The following is a 15,087-nucleotide window of genomic DNA, read 5'->3' as shown; positions in this document are numbered from 1 at the left end:
TCAACGAGACCAATCAACTTGCCGGTGTTGATGACACCCCAACCTGCGCCGGCCGCAGCAGGCGATCATGCAGCATGAAGCCTTCTGCAGACACCTGAATAATGTCACCAGCACGGGTACCCGGCACAGGGGCCTCGAACATCGCTTCGTGCACATTGGGATCAAACCGGTCGCCAACTTCAGGCGTGATCACTTCCATTCCATGCTTCTGGAACACGTCCTTCAGCGCGCGCATTGTCAGTTCCACGCCTTCCAGAAGGGGTCCTGCCACTTCTTTTTGCTCATCAGTCGCGGCTTCAAGCGCACGTTTCATGTTGTCGTAAACCGGCAGCATGTCGCGGGCCAGTTTCGATCCGCCATATTGTTCCGCATCGCGGCGCGCCCGGTCACCACGCTTGCGCGCGTTTTCCGCATCCGCCAGCGCGCGCATGAACTTGTCTTTGAAATCGTCCCGCTCAGCGCGTAGCGCATCAATTTCCAGCGCTTCTTCACTGATCTCGGCAAATTCCTCAGCCAGCTCTTCCGCCTCGGCGGCTGCGATATCGTCCAGAAATTCTTCGTTCTTGGGCTCTGCCATCTCTTACCCTCTAGCTCCGGTCGGAAATCAGTTTGCCGACCAGTTGCGCCGTATAATCCACGATCGGCACGATCCGCCCATAATTCAGACGAGTGGGTCCGATGACCCCAACCGCACCAATTATCTTTCGATCAGCGTTCATATATGGAGACACCACCAAAGAGGAACCCGAAAGTGAGAAAAGTTTGTTCTCAGAGCCGATAAAAATGCGCACACCCTCACCTTCTTCGGTCAATTCGAGGAATTCAGCAATGTCTTGCTTACGCTCCAGGTCGTCAAACAACGTTCGGATTCGGTCCAATTCCTCGGCTTCACCGGGCTCCCCCAGCAGATTCGCCCGCCCACGCACGATCAAACGGGCCGAGTCTGTCCCATCCCCATCCCAGGCCGCCATACCGCTTTCGACCATCTCGCGCGCTAAAACATCAATTTCCTGCCTGCGCGCGGTAATCTGGGTCTGCATCTGACGCAGCACTTCGCTGAGCGTTCTTCCTTCGATCAGGGAATTCAGAAAATTCGCCGCCTCGCGCATCGAACTGGGCGTCTGGCCCGGCGGAGGTGTAAACAAACGGTTTTCCACGTGCCCATCCGCAAAGACCAGAACCACCAAAGCGCGGTCATGGGCCAGCGAGACGAACTCGATATGCTTGATCTCGGACTCTTGCTTGGGGGTTAGAACCAGCGATGCGCCATGTGTCACGTGTGACAAGGCCGAACCAACTCGGTCCAGCATCCCGCCCACATCACCCGCGTTAGAGCCTAGTGTTTCATCCAGCTTCTGCCGATCGTCGACACCAAGATCACCCACCTCAAGCAGCCCATCGACAAACATCCGCAGCCCGATCTGCGTGGGCACCCGACCTGCACTGACATGCGGGCTGTCGAGCAGACCCAAAAATTCGAGATCCTGCATCACATTGCGTACAGTGGCGGCGCTGACCTTTTCCGACAATGTGCGGGTCAGCGAGCGGCTTCCGACGGGTTCACCACTGTCCAGATAGCTCTCAACGATCAACCGGAACACCTCGCGTGACCGGTCATTCATTTCGTCCAGAACTCTACTTGCTTTGCTCATCGGCAATCCTCTGCTGGATTGGCATTAAATCGCAGACATCTGAAAGGTCAATCGGGGTTGCATCCTAAGGCACGGTGACGTTATCCCCAACCCAGCAAACAAAGGATTTTCCATGCGACCCTCAGGACGAGATTTAAGCGAAATGCGCGCCGTTTCAATCGAAACGGGGTTTACCAAACATGCCGAAGGTTCCTGCCTGATCAAAATAGGCGATACCCATGTCCTGTGCACCGCCACGATTGAGGATCGCGTGCCACCGTTCATCAAGGGCTCGGGCTTAGGTTGGGTCACTGCCGAATACGGTATGTTGCCCCGCGCAACAAACACCCGCATGCGGCGCGAGGCGGCCAGCGGCAAGCAAGGTGGCCGTACCGTAGAAATTCAACGCCTGATCGGTCGCTCGCTGCGCGCAGGCGTGGATCGGGTTGCATTGGGTGAGCGTCAGATCACCGTGGACTGCGATGTTATCCAGGCTGATGGCGGCACCCGCTGCGCCTCGATCACCGGTGGCTGGGTCGCGCTGCGTCTGGCCGTGAACAAGCTGATGAAAACCGGGGACGTCATTTCCGACCCGCTGGTCGATCCCGTCGCGGCCGTATCCTGCGGCATCTACGCGGGCCAGCCGGTTCTGGATTTGGACTATCCTGAAGACAGCGAGGCCGGTGTGGATGGCAACTTCATCATGACCGGATCAGGCAAACTGATCGAAGTGCAGATGAGCGCCGAAGGCTCTGTTTTCAGCCGTGATCAAATGAACCAGCTGATGGATCTGGCAGAAAAAGGCGTGGGTGAGCTGGTTGCGGCCCAAAAGGCAGCCACCGCATGACCCGCAAGTTCGACGGCGACAGGCTGCTGGTGGCTACGCACAACAAAGGCAAGCTTGAGGAGATGACCCATCTCCTTGAGGCCTTCGGCGTGACGGTTGTTGGCGCGGCAGAGATGAACCTGCCGGAACCGGAAGAGACCGAAGATACATTCGTCGGTAACGCCCGGATCAAGGCCCATGCGGCGGCACAAGCTACTGGCCTGCCTGCCCTGTCGGACGATTCCGGCATCACCATAGACGCGCTGGACGGTGCGCCCGGTGTCTACACCGCCGATTGGGCAGAAACCGGCAATGGCCGCGATTTCCTGATGGCGATGACCCGCGCACATGATGAGCTCGAGGCCGCACAGGCGCCTCATCCCCGCATTGCACAATTTCGCTGCACGCTGGTTCTGGCCTGGCCTGATGGTCATGACGAAGTGTTTGAGGGCGTCATGCCCGGTCAGCTTGTCTGGCCCATCCGTGGGGAAAACGGCTTCGGTTATGACCCGATGTTCCAGCCGGACGGGCACGATGTGACCTGTGCGGAAATGGTTCCGGCGGAAAAACACAAAATCAGCCATCGCGGACGCGCCGTAAATGCCTTTGTTCAAGGCTGTTTCGGTGGATGACTGGCGGCATGGAGGTTTCGGCCTCTATGTGCACTGGCCTTTTTGCGAGGCTAAGTGCCCCTATTGCGATTTCAACAGCCATGTTTCGAAAAATATTGATCAAAAACAATGGCTTAAAGCATATTTAGCTGAACTGCACCGCTCGGCATCTGAAACCCCAGATCGGGTTTTAAGCACGATCTTCTTTGGTGGCGGCACGCCGTCCCTTATGGCACCAGAAACGGTGGCAGCCATTATCGACGAGGCGCGCAAGCTTTGGCGCCCCGCAAATGACATGGAAGTCACGCTTGAGGCCAACCCCGGATCGGTCGAGGCAGGCCGGTTTGCCGCCTATCGCGATGCAGGCGTGAACCGAGTTTCCATGGGCGTTCAGGCCCTAAATGACGAAGATCTGCGCCGGTTGGGTCGTATCCACACGGTCTCAGAGGCCCGCGCCGCCTTCGACATCGCCCGCAACTGCTTTGACCGTGTCAGCTTTGACATGATTTACGCGCGTCAGCATCAAACCCCGAAGGCCTGGCAAGCAGAACTGACCGAGGCGCTGTCGATGGCCATCGATCACCTCTCGCTCTATCAACTGACGATCGAGGAAGGCACCGCCTTTGGGGACCGCTATGCAGTCGGCAAGCTGCGCGGACTACCCGAGGATGACCACGCCGCCGACATGTATCTGGCCACACAAGAGATCTGCGAAGCCCACGGCCTGCCCGCCTATGAGGTTTCCAACCATGCCCGTCCGGGGGCAGAATCCCGGCACAACTTGATCTATTGGCGTTACGGAGATTACGTCGGTATCGGCCCCGGCGCGCACGGGCGTATTACGCTGGACGGCCAGAAGATAGCGACAGAGACCTATCTGTCACCCAACGCCTGGCTCAGTGCTGTTGAAAAAGGAAACGGCGAGAAAGAAAGATCATTGCTATCTACGCAAGATCAGGCAAGTGAATACCTTATGATGTGCATAAGAATTACCGAAGGACTAGATGTTGATCGGTTCAATGCGCTTTCCGATCTCACACTGCCAGAAAACAAACTGAGAGCTCTGGAAGAACTGGGTATGATACACCGGTCAAACGGCCGATTGATCGCCACCAAAGATGGTCGCGCAGTCCTGAATGCGGTCATTCGAGAGTTATTGGGATAAACGATGCAGTACCTCTGGGCCGCAATGGGATTGATCTGCGTCGGGTTGGCTGTTGTCGGCATTGTATTGCCGCTGCTGCCGACAGTCCCGTTTCTTTTGCTGGCCGCGTTCTTTTTTGCCCGATCTTCCTCCCGACTTCACACTTGGCTGGTCAGTCATGGAACCTTCGGGCCGATGATCTTGGATTGGCAACGCTCGGGCGCCATTCGTCCGGCCGCAAAAAAGGCGGCCACCCTGTCGGTTGCCGCCGTTTTTGGATTGTCTGTCGTTCTTGCGCTTCCAAGCCACGTCATGATCATTCAGGCAGTTGTCCTTAGCGGGGTTATGATTTTTATCTGGACCCGCCCTAACGGCTGAGCTTGGCGCAAAGATCGTCCAATTGATCAAGGTTTTCGTAGGTCAGCACGACCTGCCCCGTTTCCGATCCCGCTTTGTGGTTGATGGCTACTTTCATCGCCAGAATGGCCGAAAGATCCTTCTCCAACGCGCGCGTATCCGCATCCTTGCCAGCATTCAGATTTCTGGACCGCGGCGCCGCCTGAGGAGCATCCCCCTGCTGTTGTTTTTTCACCAGCGCTTCAGTCGCACGCACGCTCAGCCCGTCCTTGACGACGATCTTCGCCAGCTCAGAGGGGTCTTCAGCTGTGATCAGCGCCCGGGCATGACCGGCAGACAGTTTTCCTTCAACAACAAGCTTCTGAACATCCATAGGCAACGACAGCAAACGTAAAAGGTTCGCAATATGACTGCGGCTTTTACCCAGCGCTTCGGCCAGTTTTTCCTGTGTATGGCCAAAACGGTCCATCAACTGCTTGTAACCCGCGGCCTCTTCAACAGCGTTCAGGTCTGCGCGTTGAATATTCTCGATAATGGCGACTTCCAGAACTTCGGTGTCGTCAAAATCCCGCACGATAACCGGGATATCATGCAGCTGCGCCATCTGAGCCGCACGCCAGCGGCGTTCGCCCGCCACGATTTCATAGTCGCCGCCGCGAACCTCACGCACGATCAGCGGCTGAATGATGCCCTTTTCCTTGACCGAGGCCGCAAGTTCATCCAATCGCTCTTGCTGAAAGGTTCTACGTGGCTGGTTCGGGTTCGCTCGCAGTTTTTCAATTGGGACTTTCATATCCGGACGGCGCGGGTCTGTGGGCATAAGCCCCCCGGTATCCTGCGTCACATCCGCCATCAAAGCGGAAAGCCCCCGGCCCAAACCTCTGGGTTTTGTTTTTTTGGCGGCCACGGTGCCCTCCTCACTGTCGCTTAGGCGGCGACTTTCTTGTTCTTGTGCATGACTTCCCGGGCCAGGTGCCGGTAAGCCATCGCCCCCAGTGATCCCGAGTCGTATTGCAAAACGGGCAACGCGTAAGACGGAGCCTCGCTGACCCGCACATTTCTGGGTATCTTGGTTTTAAATACCATCTCACCCAGATTGTCACGCGCGTCTTTTTCGACCTGGCGGGACAAGTTGTTGCGGTTGTCATACATGGTCAACACAACACCTTCGATTCTGAGGTCCGGATTCGCAGTCTGGCGCACCTCTCGGATAGTCAGCATCAATTGCGATAATCCTTCCAACGCAAAGAACTCACTCTGCAACGGCACCAGGACAGAATGTGCAGCAACCATAGCGTTGACGGTCAGAAGGTTTAGTGAAGGCGGGCAGTCGATTAGCACAAAATCCAGGTCAAACTGGTCGATTGCGGTTTGACGCAGTGCGTCATGCAACAGATAGCTGCGTTTTTCATTGGATATCAGCTCAATATCTGCCGAGCTTAGATCAACCGTCGCCGGAACAACAAACAACCCCTCGATTTCGGTTTCCTGAACAACCGCCTCCAAAGGGGCATCATCCAATATCAGGTCATACGTCGTCCAATCTCGATCTTCGACCCCCAATCCGGTGGACGCGTTCCCCTGAGGATCAAGATCGACAACCAGCACTTTGCATCCAGCCTCAGCCAGGCCGGCCGCAAGGTTGATCGCTGTTGTGGTTTTCCCAACCCCGCCCTTCTGATTGGCTACCGCAATAATCCGGGGCCCTGAGGGACGAGACAAATCAACCACGTGATACTCCTGTGATTTTAAGGATAACGGCCTGAGGCTCAGTTAAACTTGTAATCGGGTCAACGTCGAAATTCCATTCTTCCTGCGCCTCTTCCAGCTCTTTTTTCCACCTTTCGCCTTTCGGCAACAGCGCCAGCCCCTTTTTGCTCAAATGTCTGTCGCAAAAGGACAATAGCGTAGGAAGATCAGCAAGAGCCCGCGCAGAAAGGATATCAGCGCTCAACGGTTCAACCACTTCGATTCGCTTGGAAACAACAGTGCATTTCGCGCCGCACTCGCGTGCAACGTTGCGCAGAAAGGCGGACTTTCGTTGGTCACTTTCAATAAAGGTGAACTGGGCATCTGGTGCGTCTTCAATGGCCATTATGGCACAAACCATCCCGGGGAATCCGCCTCCGCTACCCAAATCCACCCAGTTTTCGAATGGGCCTGCGCTTTTATAAACTTGTACGGAATCCTTTATGTGTCGAACCCAGATGTCATCCAAGCTTTTCCGTGAAACAAGATTAATCTTCGGGTTCCACCGCTTCACAAGCTCTACATAGGTTGTGAGACGCTCGAATGTTTCACGTGAAACATCCAAATCATCAATAGTGGTCCCATTCATACCTTGCGGACCTTCTGATCGCGCCGAAGCTTAGCCAATAACAACGTCAGTGCCGCAGGGGTAACTCCTTCGACACGCCCCGCCTGTGCAATGTTCTCCGGCTTTGCATTTGAAAGCTTTTGCTTCATTTCAGAAGATAGCCCTTCCATCGAAAAATAGTCGAAACCCCGTGGAATCTCATATGATTCATCGCGTTTCATTGCCTCAACATCTTTTTGTTGCCGGGCAATGTAGTTTGCGTACAAAGCGTCCCGCTCTACTTGCAGACGGATCTCCTCCTCAACACTCTCAATCTCGGGCATCAGAGGAACAAGATCACCAAAGTGAACATCCGGGAATGCCAGAATAGCCATCCCGTCCCTGCGGTTTCCATCTTGATTGACATTGATACCAGCTGCTCGAACTTCTTTTGGAGTAAAGGTTTTTTCTGTCAGCTGGGACTTTGCGGCGGACAACCTCTCCATCTTGCTTGAAAACATGCTGCGCCGCTCACCGCCAACACAGCCGATTTCCAGCCCAATTGGCGTAAGGCGCTGGTCTGCATTATCCGCACGTAGTGACAAACGGAATTCTGCGCGTGACGTGAACATGCGATAAGGTTCCACAACACCGCGTGTTGTCAGGTCGTCGATCATCACGCCGATATAACTGTCAGCACGTGTAAAATGCAGCGGTTCCCGGTCAAGCACCTTTAGCGCAGCATTCAACCCCGCAACCAAGCCTTGCGCAGCTGCCTCCTCATATCCTGTGGTTCCGTTTATTTGCCCTGCTAGATATAGTCCTTCGACATCTGGTAGTGCGAGAGTCGATGTCAAAACACGCGGATCCACATAGTCATACTCAATCGCATAACCGGGCTGCAGGATCTCTGCCGCCTCAAGACCTTTGATTGAACGCACATACTCAAGCTGCACGTCCTGAGGTAAAGAGGTCGAAATCCCGTTCGGATAGATTGTGTGATCATCGACACCTTCGGGCTCCAGGAAAATCTGATGTGATTCCTTATCAGCAAAACGTACGATCTTATCCTCGATGGATGGACAATACCTGGGGCCCACCCCATCAATATGTCCGCCATACATCGCCGATCGAGACAAGTTTTTTTCAATAATTTCGTGCGTCCGCGCGTTTGTATGCGTGATTCCGCAGGAAATCTGTGGGGCAATCACCTCTGTTGACAAGAATGAAAACAAGGTTGGGTCATCATCCCCGTCTTGCTGTTCCAGATCACTCCAATCAATCGTCCGACCATCCAACCGCGGCGGTGTTCCTGTTTTCAAACGCCCCAGGGGTAGTTCGAAACTGTCGAGCCGTTCTGCCAATTTGACTGACGGGCGATCACCCATACGACCGCCGGGTTGAGATACATCCCCAATATGAATGACACCGCGCAAGAAGGTTCCGGACGTCAGGATAACCGTTTTACTCTTGATTTCAGAACCGTCAGCCAGTTTCACAGCGGAAACTTGGTTCCCGTCCATTAGAAAATCGACAACTTCCCCGGTAACGACGAACAGATTTGGCTGTTTTTCCGTCTCTTTCTGCATGGCCGCGCGGTACAGCGCACGATCTGCCTGCGTTCTAGGGCCTTGAACAGCTGGTCCTTTACGTCGATTAAGCAAGCGGAATTGAATGCCGGCCTGATCGGCAACACGTCCCATGACACCGTCCAGGGCATCAATTTCACGGACCAAATGGCCTTTACCCAGCCCACCAATTGCCGGGTTACAGGACATGACGCCTATATCTGATGCGGACAATGTGACCAGTGCCGTCTTGACACCCATACGCGCTGCCGCATGAGCTGCTTCTGTACCCGCATGGCCTGCGCCAATTACAATCACGTCGAAATCTGAATGTTTCACGTGAAACACTCCTTACTTACCCAGGCAGAAACTCGAGAAGATTTCATCCAAAAGGTCTTCAACACCGATCCTGCCAACCAAGGTTTCTAGGGCACGGATTGCCGTGCGTAATTCTTCTGCTGCAATATCATACAGGTCTGGACCCGATTCCAGAACCGCCATAGCAGAACTCAGGGATTCCCGCGATTTGATCAAAGCAACCCGGTGCCTTTCCCGTGTCGCGATACCACTGCTTGTGGTTCGGGTACCAAGTACATCCGAAATCTGGGAAATAAGTTGATCTATACCCTGCCCGGTTTTTCCGGATATTCCACCTTCGGACAGATCTCGAAGGTCAGATTTTGGCAAAACCTGTATATCGCCATTCACCATCTGAACACCCAGGTCCTTCGGGTCATCCGTCAGGAACACACGCAGATCAGCTGAATCCGCCCGCTTTCTTGCCAGCTCAATTCCCAGGCTTTCGACGTGATCCTCAGTTTCCCGCAATCCTGCGGTGTCCAGCAATGTGACCGGAAGTCCTGCAAGATCCATTCGAACCTCGATTACATCGCGAGTAGTTCCGGCATATTCCGAAGTAATCGCCGCCTCTCGCCCTGCCAGAGCATTTAGCAAGGTTGATTTTCCGGCATTCGGAAGACCAACAATCGCGACTTCAAACCCTGTTCGAATGCGCTCTGCGATCTTTACGCCATCTGCTTCACGTTGCAGATCAGCCATAACGCCGGTCACAAGAGAATTTACCTCGGACGTGACGTCTGTTGGGACGTCCTCATCCGCGAAATCAATGACAGCTTCCAGCAAGGATGCAGCACGGATCAGATCGCGTCGCCACCTTTCCGCCAGAACACCTAAATCACCAGCCAGAATAGTCTGTGCCTGTTTGCGCTGCGCCTCGGTTTCTGCATCAATCAGATCAGCAAGACCTTCGACCTGTGTCAGGTCCATCTTTCCGTTTTCCAGCGCGCGTCTGGTGAACTCACCAGGCTCCGCCAGCCGCAGCCCGTCCATATCGGACAGGCACCGCATCACGGCGTTCACCGAAGCGGTGCTGCCATGGATCTGCAGTTCGGCCACGTCTTCGCCGGTAAAACTGGCCGGGGCTTGAAAGGTCAGAACCAACCCGTCATCCAACCGCGCGCCATCGGCGGCGTACAGCGAACGGACCCGCATGCCACGAGACGGCAGCGGGCTACCGGTTAAGTTGGCAGCTGCGGAATGCGCGTGTAGTCCCGAGAGGCGCATGACCGCCACCCCGGCTTTGCCCTGTGCGCTGGCCAAGGCGAATATCGTATCCATTCGAAGGCCTCGCGTCGTTTTAGACCTGTGTCAGGTGTTCATCGAATCGAAGAACTCACCGTTCGTCTTGGTCTGTTTCAACTTGGACAACAGGAACTCGACTGCGTCGGTTGTGCCCATCGGGTTGAGAATCCGACGCAAGACGAAGGTCTTGGCCAGATCGCCCTTGTCGACCAGCAGGTCCTCTTTCCGGGTGCCGGACTTGAGGATGTCGATGGCCGGGAACACCCGCTTATCTGCGATCTTGCGATCCAGAACGATTTCCGAGTTACCGGTGCCTTTGAATTCTTCGAAGATAACTTCGTCCATCCGACTGCCGGTGTCGATCAGCGCGGTGGCGATGATGGTCAGCGAGCCACCCTCTTCGATATTCCGCGCGGCACCAAAGAACCGCTTGGGACGCTGCAGAGCATTCGCGTCCACACCACCGGTCAGAACTTTGCCCGACGATGGCACCACAGTGTTGAAAGCCCTACCAAGTCTTGTGATCGAATCGAGAAGAATAACAACATCTCGTTTATGCTCAACCAGACGCTTGGCTTTTTCGATCACCATCTCGGACACGGCCACGTGGCGCGTTGCGGGTTCGTCGAAGGTTGAAGATACAACTTCACCCTTCACCGAACGCTGCATGTCGGTCACCTCTTCGGGGCGTTCGTCGATCAGCAGGACGATCAGATAGCACTCTGGGTGGTTCTGTTCGATCGAATGCGCAATGTTCTGCAAGATCACCGTTTTACCGGTCCGCGGCGGTGCCACAATCAGCGATCGCTGGCCTTTACCGATAGGAGCCACCAGATCGATCACACGGGCCGACTTGTCCTTGATGGTGGGATCCTCGATCTCCATCTTCAGGCGTTCATCGGGATAGAGCGGCGTCAGGTTGTCAAACGCGATCTTGTGTCTTGCTTTTTCAGGTTCTTCAAAGTTGATCTTGGTGACCTTGATCAACGCAAAGTAGCGCTCATTGTCATCAGGCGCTTTGATATCCCCTTCGACCGTATCACCGGTGCGCAAGGAATGCTGGCGGATCATGTCGGGTGAGACATAGATATCATCCGGACCTGGCAAATAGTTTGCCTCGGGCGAGCGCAGAAAGCCGAAGCCGTCTTGCAGCACTTCCAGCACGCCGTCGCCGCCAACGGTCCAGCCTTCATCCGCGCGTTCGCGCAGAATCTGGAACATCATTTCGCCTTTCCGCATGGTCGAGGCGTTTTCGATCTCCAGCTCTTCGGCCATCGCCAGAAGGTCTTTGGGGCTTTTGGCCTTCAGGTCGGCCAGATTCAGGGATTCAGTGGACATGATATATACCTTCGCCGCTGACATTGCGGCACGAAGTGGAATTTCAGTACGGAAGATACGCCGCCCGGACGGGCGTGTTGATCCCTTCATAAGCGCGCGGGCCGTCGGAGTCAAACGGGCCCTCAGAACTTCACAACGACCGCCAGGACGATGATAACCATCAGAACGGTCGGGACCTCGTTCATCATGCGAAACTGTCGCCCAGTGAGCTTATTTTGGCCCTCAAGGAAATCCTTGCGCCGAGCCATCAGCCAATGATGGAACCAGGTCATGCCAATTACGGCAGCACCCTTGATCCAGGGCCAGGACCAATCCCACCCGACAATGCCGGGCGTGAACACCATGATCAACCCGCAGAGCCACGCTACATACATCGCGGGTCGCATGATCACACGCAGCAGCTTCTCTTCCATCTCAAAGAAGATGGTTTCTGCGCCTTCGACCTTTTGGGCTTTCTCAACGTGATAGACGTATAGTCTGGGCAAATAGAACAAACCTGCCATCCATGAGATCACAGCCATGATGTGCAATGACTTCACCCACGGGTAAATCGTGAAAAGAAGATCGGTCATTCTGGCTCCGGACGTTGGTTGGAACCCTCCCTAATAAAAAAATAGGAAAAGAAAAAGGATGATGGTTTTGTAGGGTGCGTAAATTCCGTGGATTACTTTTTTACGCATGTGTTTTCCCCAGGTGGATAGAATTGTGCCGCAAATAGGTGATTCTGTTGATTTCAGCTTTTATAATTTAAGATCAGTATCTTAGCAAGAATTCATCCAAGCTTGTTTGGGGATAACTCGTTGGGTAAGACAGGAAATCCCAGTTTTCCCACGCTGCAAAGTTATCCTTGTCCCAAAAGGACGATCTTCGAACGACTCATGGAAGTTTCAGGCGAAATTCCCGGGGTTGCGTGTCAACCGGAAAACCATACAAACCATCTTAGAACGCTCAACGATTTGCTCAGGGGTTTTCCACATGTCTGTCCCCATCATCCTTGCCTCGGGGTCATCTATCCGCGCGCAGCTTTTGCGCAATGCGGGCGTGCCGTTCACGGTGGAAACCGCGCGCGTGGATGAGGATACTGCCAAACGCGCCTTGTTGGCCGAAGATGCCCCCCCTCGGGATATCGCAGACACTTTGGCCGAAATGAAGGCCCGCAAGGTTAGCGACAAGAACCCTGGCGCGATGGTTCTGGGCTGTGATCAGGTTCTGGACTTCGATGGCCAGCTTTTGTCGAAACCAGAAACGCCCCAAGACGCGCTGGCGCAGCTGAAGGCAATGCGGGGCAAGCAGCATATGCTGTTGTCGGCGGCCGTGATTTATCAGAATGGTGAGCCGATCTGGCGCCATGTTGGTCAGGTACGTCTGCGCATGCGCATGAGTTCCGATGCCTATCTGCGTGACTACATAGACCGCAACTGGGACAGTATTCGCCATGCGGTCGGGGCTTATAAGCTTGAGGAAGAAGGTGTGCGCCTTTTCGCGACCATTGACGGCGACTATTTTAATGTTTTGGGTATGCCCCTGTTAGAGTTGCTGAATTTTCTGGCTGTTAAAGGGGTGATTGATCAATGACGGATAACCAAATTCCATTGGCCGGCGTAATTGGGCATCCGATTGGACATTCAAAATCCCCTAAACTGCATGGACATTGGCTAAAGACTTATGGGCTGCCCGGGCACTATATCCCTATGGACGTCGCACCCGAGGATTTGGAGAGTGTTCTGCGGACCCTGCCCAAAGCCGGGTTTGTCGGCGCAAATGTAACCGTCCCCCATAAAGAAGCCGCCTTGCAGATCGCGGATCACGTGTCAGATCGGGCGGCAAAGGTTGGTGCGGCGAATACACTTGTCTTTCAGCCTGATGGCTCGATTCATGCAGATAACACCGACGGCTACGGATTTATGGAAAATCTGCTTGCAGGGGCGCCCGACTGGAACCCGCAGGACGGGCCAGCCGTGGTTTTTGGCGCGGGCGGGGCTGCGCGCGCCGTTTTGCAGGCCCTGGTAGAGGCCGGTGTGCCCGAGATTATGCTGACCAACCGCACGCGTGCCCGGGCCGACCAATTGAAAGAAGAATTTGGACCGCGCATAACCGTGGTTGATTGGGTCAAGGCCGGCAATGTGATCGAGAATGCGGAGCTGGTGGTGAACACCACATCGCTGGGTATGCAGGGGCAGCCCGAATTGCGTGTGCCGTTGGATGGGTTGCAGCCGGGCTCTGTGGTTACTGATCTTGTCTACGTCCCTCTGAAAACCAGGCTTCTGCAAGCGGCCGAAGAGGCCGGGTGCACAACCGTCGACGGTCTGGGCATGTTGTTGCACCAGGCGGTTCCGGGCTTTGAGCGTTGGTTTGGAAAACGGCCCGAGGTAACGGATGAGTTGCGCGCCACGGTGCTGGGATGAGCTTTGCTCTTGGCCTGACAGGCTCGATCGGAATGGGAAAAAGCACCACGGCGCAAATGTTCGTGGATGAAGGCTGTGCGCTTTGGGATGCGGACGCGGCTGTGCATCGGCTGTATTCTGCAGGCGGTGCGGCGGTAGAGCCGATGCGTGATGCGTTTCCTGAGGCAATTGTTGATGGCGCGGTCAGCCGGGATGCCTTGAAACAAGCCATATCCTTGGATCCGGCGGCATTGAAAGTGATCGAAAGCATCGTGCACCCTTTGGTGGCCGCCGACCGGGCGGGTTTTCGGGATAGCGCCATGGCGGACATTCTGGTTTTCGACATCCCCTTGTTGTTTGAAACAGGCGGCAATGCGTCGATGGATGCGGTTGCTTGTGTTCAAGTCCCGGCGGACGAGCAAAAGCGACGTGTGATGGAGCGCGGAACGATGACTGAGGCGCAGTTCGAACAGATCCGGTCCAAGCAGATGCCCAATGAGGAAAAATGCGCCCGGTCGGACTTTGTGATCGTGACGGACACACTGGACCACGCCCGCGCACAGGTGCAGGATGTGGTCAGACAGATACGGGCGGGGATGGCTAATGCGTGAGATTGTACTCGATACCGAAACCACGGGGTTTGATCCCGAAAGCGGTGACCGGATCGTAGAAATCGGCGCAGTCGAACTATGGAACCATATGGCCACGGGTGAGACCTATCACGTCTACATCAACCCCGAGCGTTCGATGCCCGAAGAGGCATTTGGCGTGCACGGTATCGGCCCCGACCTGCTGGACACTCCGCGCCCCCCGGAAAAGGGTGAGGTCACGCTGAAAGACAAGCCGGTTTTTGCCAAGGTGGGTCAGGGCTTCCTTGATTTCATTCAGGATTCCAAACTGGTAATCCACAACGCATCCTTCGACATGAAATTCCTGAATGCGGAACTCAGATGGATGGGGTTGCCCCAACTGCCGATGGATCAGGCATTGGACACGTTGGCAATTGCGCGTAAACGGTTTCCGGGCTCGCCCGCGTCATTGGATGCGTTGTGTCGGCGGTTCAACATCGACAATACGAACCGGGTGCTGCACGGCGCGCTGCTCGACTCGGAAATTCTGGCCGAGGTTTACCTGGAACTGATTGGCGGGCGACAGCCGGACTTTGGCCTGTCTACCAGCGCGGCATCTGCCGGTGGCGGAGGGGACGATTGGCGGCCAACAGCGCGCCCGACGCCGCTGGCGTCGAAAATCACCGCGGAAGAACGCGCGGCACATGAAACATTTGTGGAGAAGCTGGGCGAAAACGCCCTGTGGACCCGCGCCTGAGCCC

General features: G+C 55.2%; 17 protein-coding genes. 8 read left to right on the top strand and 9 right to left on the bottom strand.

The features are described from left to right. Window positions 1–13: 13 nt before the first annotated feature. Window positions 14–577, bottom strand: a complete 564-nt coding sequence (locus DHN12_RS12610) for a nucleotide exchange factor GrpE (protein ID WP_108860525.1) — start codon at window positions 575–577, stop codon at window positions 14–16. A gap of 10 nt (window positions 578–587) precedes the next feature. Further along, a complete protein-coding gene (gene hrcA, locus DHN12_RS12605; protein ID WP_108860524.1) occupies window positions 588–1,652 on the bottom strand; it encodes a heat-inducible transcriptional repressor HrcA in 1,065 nt (354 codons plus the stop codon). A gap of 112 nt (window positions 1,653–1,764) precedes the next feature. Here hrcA and rph point away from each other — a divergent pair, with 112 nt between their 5' ends. From rph to DHN12_RS12585, 4 genes are read left to right on the top strand one after another with little or no spacing between them, the layout of a single operon-like run. After that, a complete protein-coding gene (gene rph / locus DHN12_RS12600; RefSeq protein ID WP_058279370.1) occupies window positions 1,765–2,478 on the top strand; it encodes a ribonuclease PH in 714 nt (237 codons plus the stop codon). Continuing rightward, window positions 2,475–3,089: an RdgB/HAM1 family non-canonical purine NTP pyrophosphatase gene (gene rdgB / locus DHN12_RS12595; RefSeq protein WP_108860523.1), complete on the top strand. Its 615-nt coding sequence runs from the start codon at window positions 2,475–2,477 to the stop codon at window positions 3,087–3,089. The genes rph and rdgB overlap by 4 nt, the downstream gene beginning before the upstream one ends. Continuing rightward, window positions 3,082–4,233, top strand: coding sequence for a radical SAM family heme chaperone HemW (gene hemW, locus DHN12_RS12590; RefSeq protein WP_108860648.1), 1,152 nt, complete (start codon window positions 3,082–3,084; stop codon window positions 4,231–4,233). Before rdgB ends, hemW begins: the two co-directional genes overlap by 8 nt. A gap of 3 nt (window positions 4,234–4,236) precedes the next feature. Further along, window positions 4,237–4,590, top strand: a complete 354-nt coding sequence (locus DHN12_RS12585; RefSeq protein WP_108860522.1) for a YbaN family protein — start codon at window positions 4,237–4,239, stop codon at window positions 4,588–4,590. Here the strand turns inward: DHN12_RS12585 and DHN12_RS12580 are convergent. The 7 genes from DHN12_RS12580 to DHN12_RS12550 form a co-directional block, all read right to left on the bottom strand. Beyond that, on the bottom strand, window positions 4,580–5,476 hold the full coding sequence (locus tag DHN12_RS12580; protein WP_058275136.1) for a ParB/RepB/Spo0J family partition protein: 897 nt from the start codon (window positions 5,474–5,476) through the stop codon (window positions 4,580–4,582). The two genes, DHN12_RS12585 and DHN12_RS12580, sit on opposite strands and share 11 nt — an antisense overlap. Window positions 5,477–5,496: 20 nt before the next feature. Beyond that, the gene (locus tag DHN12_RS12575) at window positions 5,497–6,300 is read right to left on the bottom strand and encodes a ParA family protein (RefSeq protein WP_108860521.1); all 804 of its coding nucleotides are present in this window, start codon (window positions 6,298–6,300) and stop codon (window positions 5,497–5,499) included. Continuing rightward, complete coding sequence (rsmG, locus tag DHN12_RS12570) at window positions 6,293–6,907, bottom strand: 16S rRNA (guanine(527)-N(7))-methyltransferase RsmG (protein WP_108860520.1); 615 nt, start codon at window positions 6,905–6,907, stop codon at window positions 6,293–6,295. The genes DHN12_RS12575 and rsmG overlap by 8 nt, the downstream gene beginning before the upstream one ends. Beyond that, the gene (gene mnmG, locus DHN12_RS12565) at window positions 6,904–8,772 is read right to left on the bottom strand and encodes a tRNA uridine-5-carboxymethylaminomethyl(34) synthesis enzyme MnmG (protein WP_108860647.1); all 1,869 of its coding nucleotides are present in this window, start codon (window positions 8,770–8,772) and stop codon (window positions 6,904–6,906) included. The genes rsmG and mnmG overlap by 4 nt, the downstream gene beginning before the upstream one ends. A gap of 12 nt (window positions 8,773–8,784) precedes the next feature. Next, the gene (mnmE, locus tag DHN12_RS12560) at window positions 8,785–10,071 is read right to left on the bottom strand and encodes a tRNA uridine-5-carboxymethylaminomethyl(34) synthesis GTPase MnmE (protein ID WP_108860519.1); all 1,287 of its coding nucleotides are present in this window, start codon (window positions 10,069–10,071) and stop codon (window positions 8,785–8,787) included. 30 nt (window positions 10,072–10,101) lie between these two features. Next, the gene (gene rho / locus DHN12_RS12555) at window positions 10,102–11,373 is read right to left on the bottom strand and encodes a transcription termination factor Rho (protein WP_058275260.1); all 1,272 of its coding nucleotides are present in this window, start codon (window positions 11,371–11,373) and stop codon (window positions 10,102–10,104) included. A 122-nt stretch (window positions 11,374–11,495) separates the two neighbouring features. After that, window positions 11,496–11,945 carry a CopD family protein gene (locus DHN12_RS12550; protein WP_108860518.1) on the bottom strand — a complete coding sequence of 150 codons (450 nt, stop codon included), beginning with the start codon at window positions 11,943–11,945 and terminating at the stop codon, window positions 11,496–11,498. 403 nt (window positions 11,946–12,348) lie between these two features. On the opposite strand from DHN12_RS12550, the gene DHN12_RS12545 reads away from it, so the two are divergent. The 4 genes from DHN12_RS12545 to dnaQ are packed head-to-tail and all read left to right on the top strand — an operon-like array spanning window position 12,349 to window position 15,083. Further along, window positions 12,349–12,948 carry a nucleoside triphosphate pyrophosphatase gene (locus DHN12_RS12545; RefSeq protein ID WP_108860517.1) on the top strand — a complete coding sequence of 200 codons (600 nt, stop codon included), beginning with the start codon at window positions 12,349–12,351 and terminating at the stop codon, window positions 12,946–12,948. Next, window positions 12,945–13,778, top strand: a complete 834-nt coding sequence (locus DHN12_RS12540) for a shikimate dehydrogenase (protein WP_108860516.1) — start codon at window positions 12,945–12,947, stop codon at window positions 13,776–13,778. The genes DHN12_RS12545 and DHN12_RS12540 overlap by 4 nt, the downstream gene beginning before the upstream one ends. After that, window positions 13,775–14,368, top strand: a complete 594-nt coding sequence (gene coaE / locus DHN12_RS12535) for a dephospho-CoA kinase (RefSeq protein ID WP_108860515.1) — start codon at window positions 13,775–13,777, stop codon at window positions 14,366–14,368. Before DHN12_RS12540 ends, coaE begins: the two co-directional genes overlap by 4 nt. Next, a complete protein-coding gene (dnaQ, locus tag DHN12_RS12530) occupies window positions 14,361–15,083 on the top strand; it encodes a DNA polymerase III subunit epsilon (protein ID WP_108860514.1) in 723 nt (240 codons plus the stop codon). The genes coaE and dnaQ overlap by 8 nt, the downstream gene beginning before the upstream one ends. The last annotated feature ends 4 nt before the right edge of the window (window positions 15,084–15,087 follow it).

The organism is Ruegeria sp. Alg231-54 (assembly GCF_900143525.1).
Lineage (GTDB): Bacteria > Pseudomonadota > Alphaproteobacteria > Rhodobacterales > Rhodobacteraceae > Ruegeria.
This window is presented reverse-complemented; position numbering and strand designations above follow the sequence as displayed.

Excerpts from the sequence above, each read along its gene's own strand:
- rsmG (WP_108860520.1), bottom strand. The coding sequence starts at position 6,907 with ATGAATGGGACCACTATTGATGATTTGGATGTTTCACGTGAAACATTC.
- mnmE (WP_108860519.1), bottom strand. The coding sequence starts at position 10,071 with ATGGATACGATATTCGCCTTGGCCAGCGCACAGGGCAAAGCCGGGGTG.
- coaE (WP_108860515.1), top strand. The coding sequence starts at position 13,775 with ATGAGCTTTGCTCTTGGCCTGACAGGCTCGATCGGAATGGGAAAAAGC.
- DHN12_RS12545 (WP_108860517.1), top strand. The coding sequence starts at position 12,349 with ATGTCTGTCCCCATCATCCTTGCCTCGGGGTCATCTATCCGCGCGCAG.
- rph (WP_058279370.1), top strand. The coding sequence starts at position 1,765 with ATGCGACCCTCAGGACGAGATTTAAGCGAAATGCGCGCCGTTTCAATC.
- DHN12_RS12610 (WP_108860525.1), bottom strand. The coding sequence starts at position 577 with ATGGCAGAGCCCAAGAACGAAGAATTTCTGGACGATATCGCAGCCGCC.
- rho (WP_058275260.1), bottom strand. The coding sequence starts at position 11,373 with ATGTCCACTGAATCCCTGAATCTGGCCGACCTGAAGGCCAAAAGCCCC.
- DHN12_RS12585 (WP_108860522.1), top strand. The coding sequence starts at position 4,237 with ATGCAGTACCTCTGGGCCGCAATGGGATTGATCTGCGTCGGGTTGGCT.
- hrcA (WP_108860524.1), bottom strand. The coding sequence starts at position 1,652 with ATGAGCAAAGCAAGTAGAGTTCTGGACGAAATGAATGACCGGTCACGC.
- DHN12_RS12540 (WP_108860516.1), top strand. The coding sequence starts at position 12,945 with ATGACGGATAACCAAATTCCATTGGCCGGCGTAATTGGGCATCCGATT.
- rdgB (WP_108860523.1), top strand. The coding sequence starts at position 2,475 with ATGACCCGCAAGTTCGACGGCGACAGGCTGCTGGTGGCTACGCACAAC.
- dnaQ (WP_108860514.1), top strand. The coding sequence starts at position 14,361 with ATGCGTGAGATTGTACTCGATACCGAAACCACGGGGTTTGATCCCGAA.
- DHN12_RS12550 (WP_108860518.1), bottom strand. The coding sequence starts at position 11,945 with ATGACCGATCTTCTTTTCACGATTTACCCGTGGGTGAAGTCATTGCAC.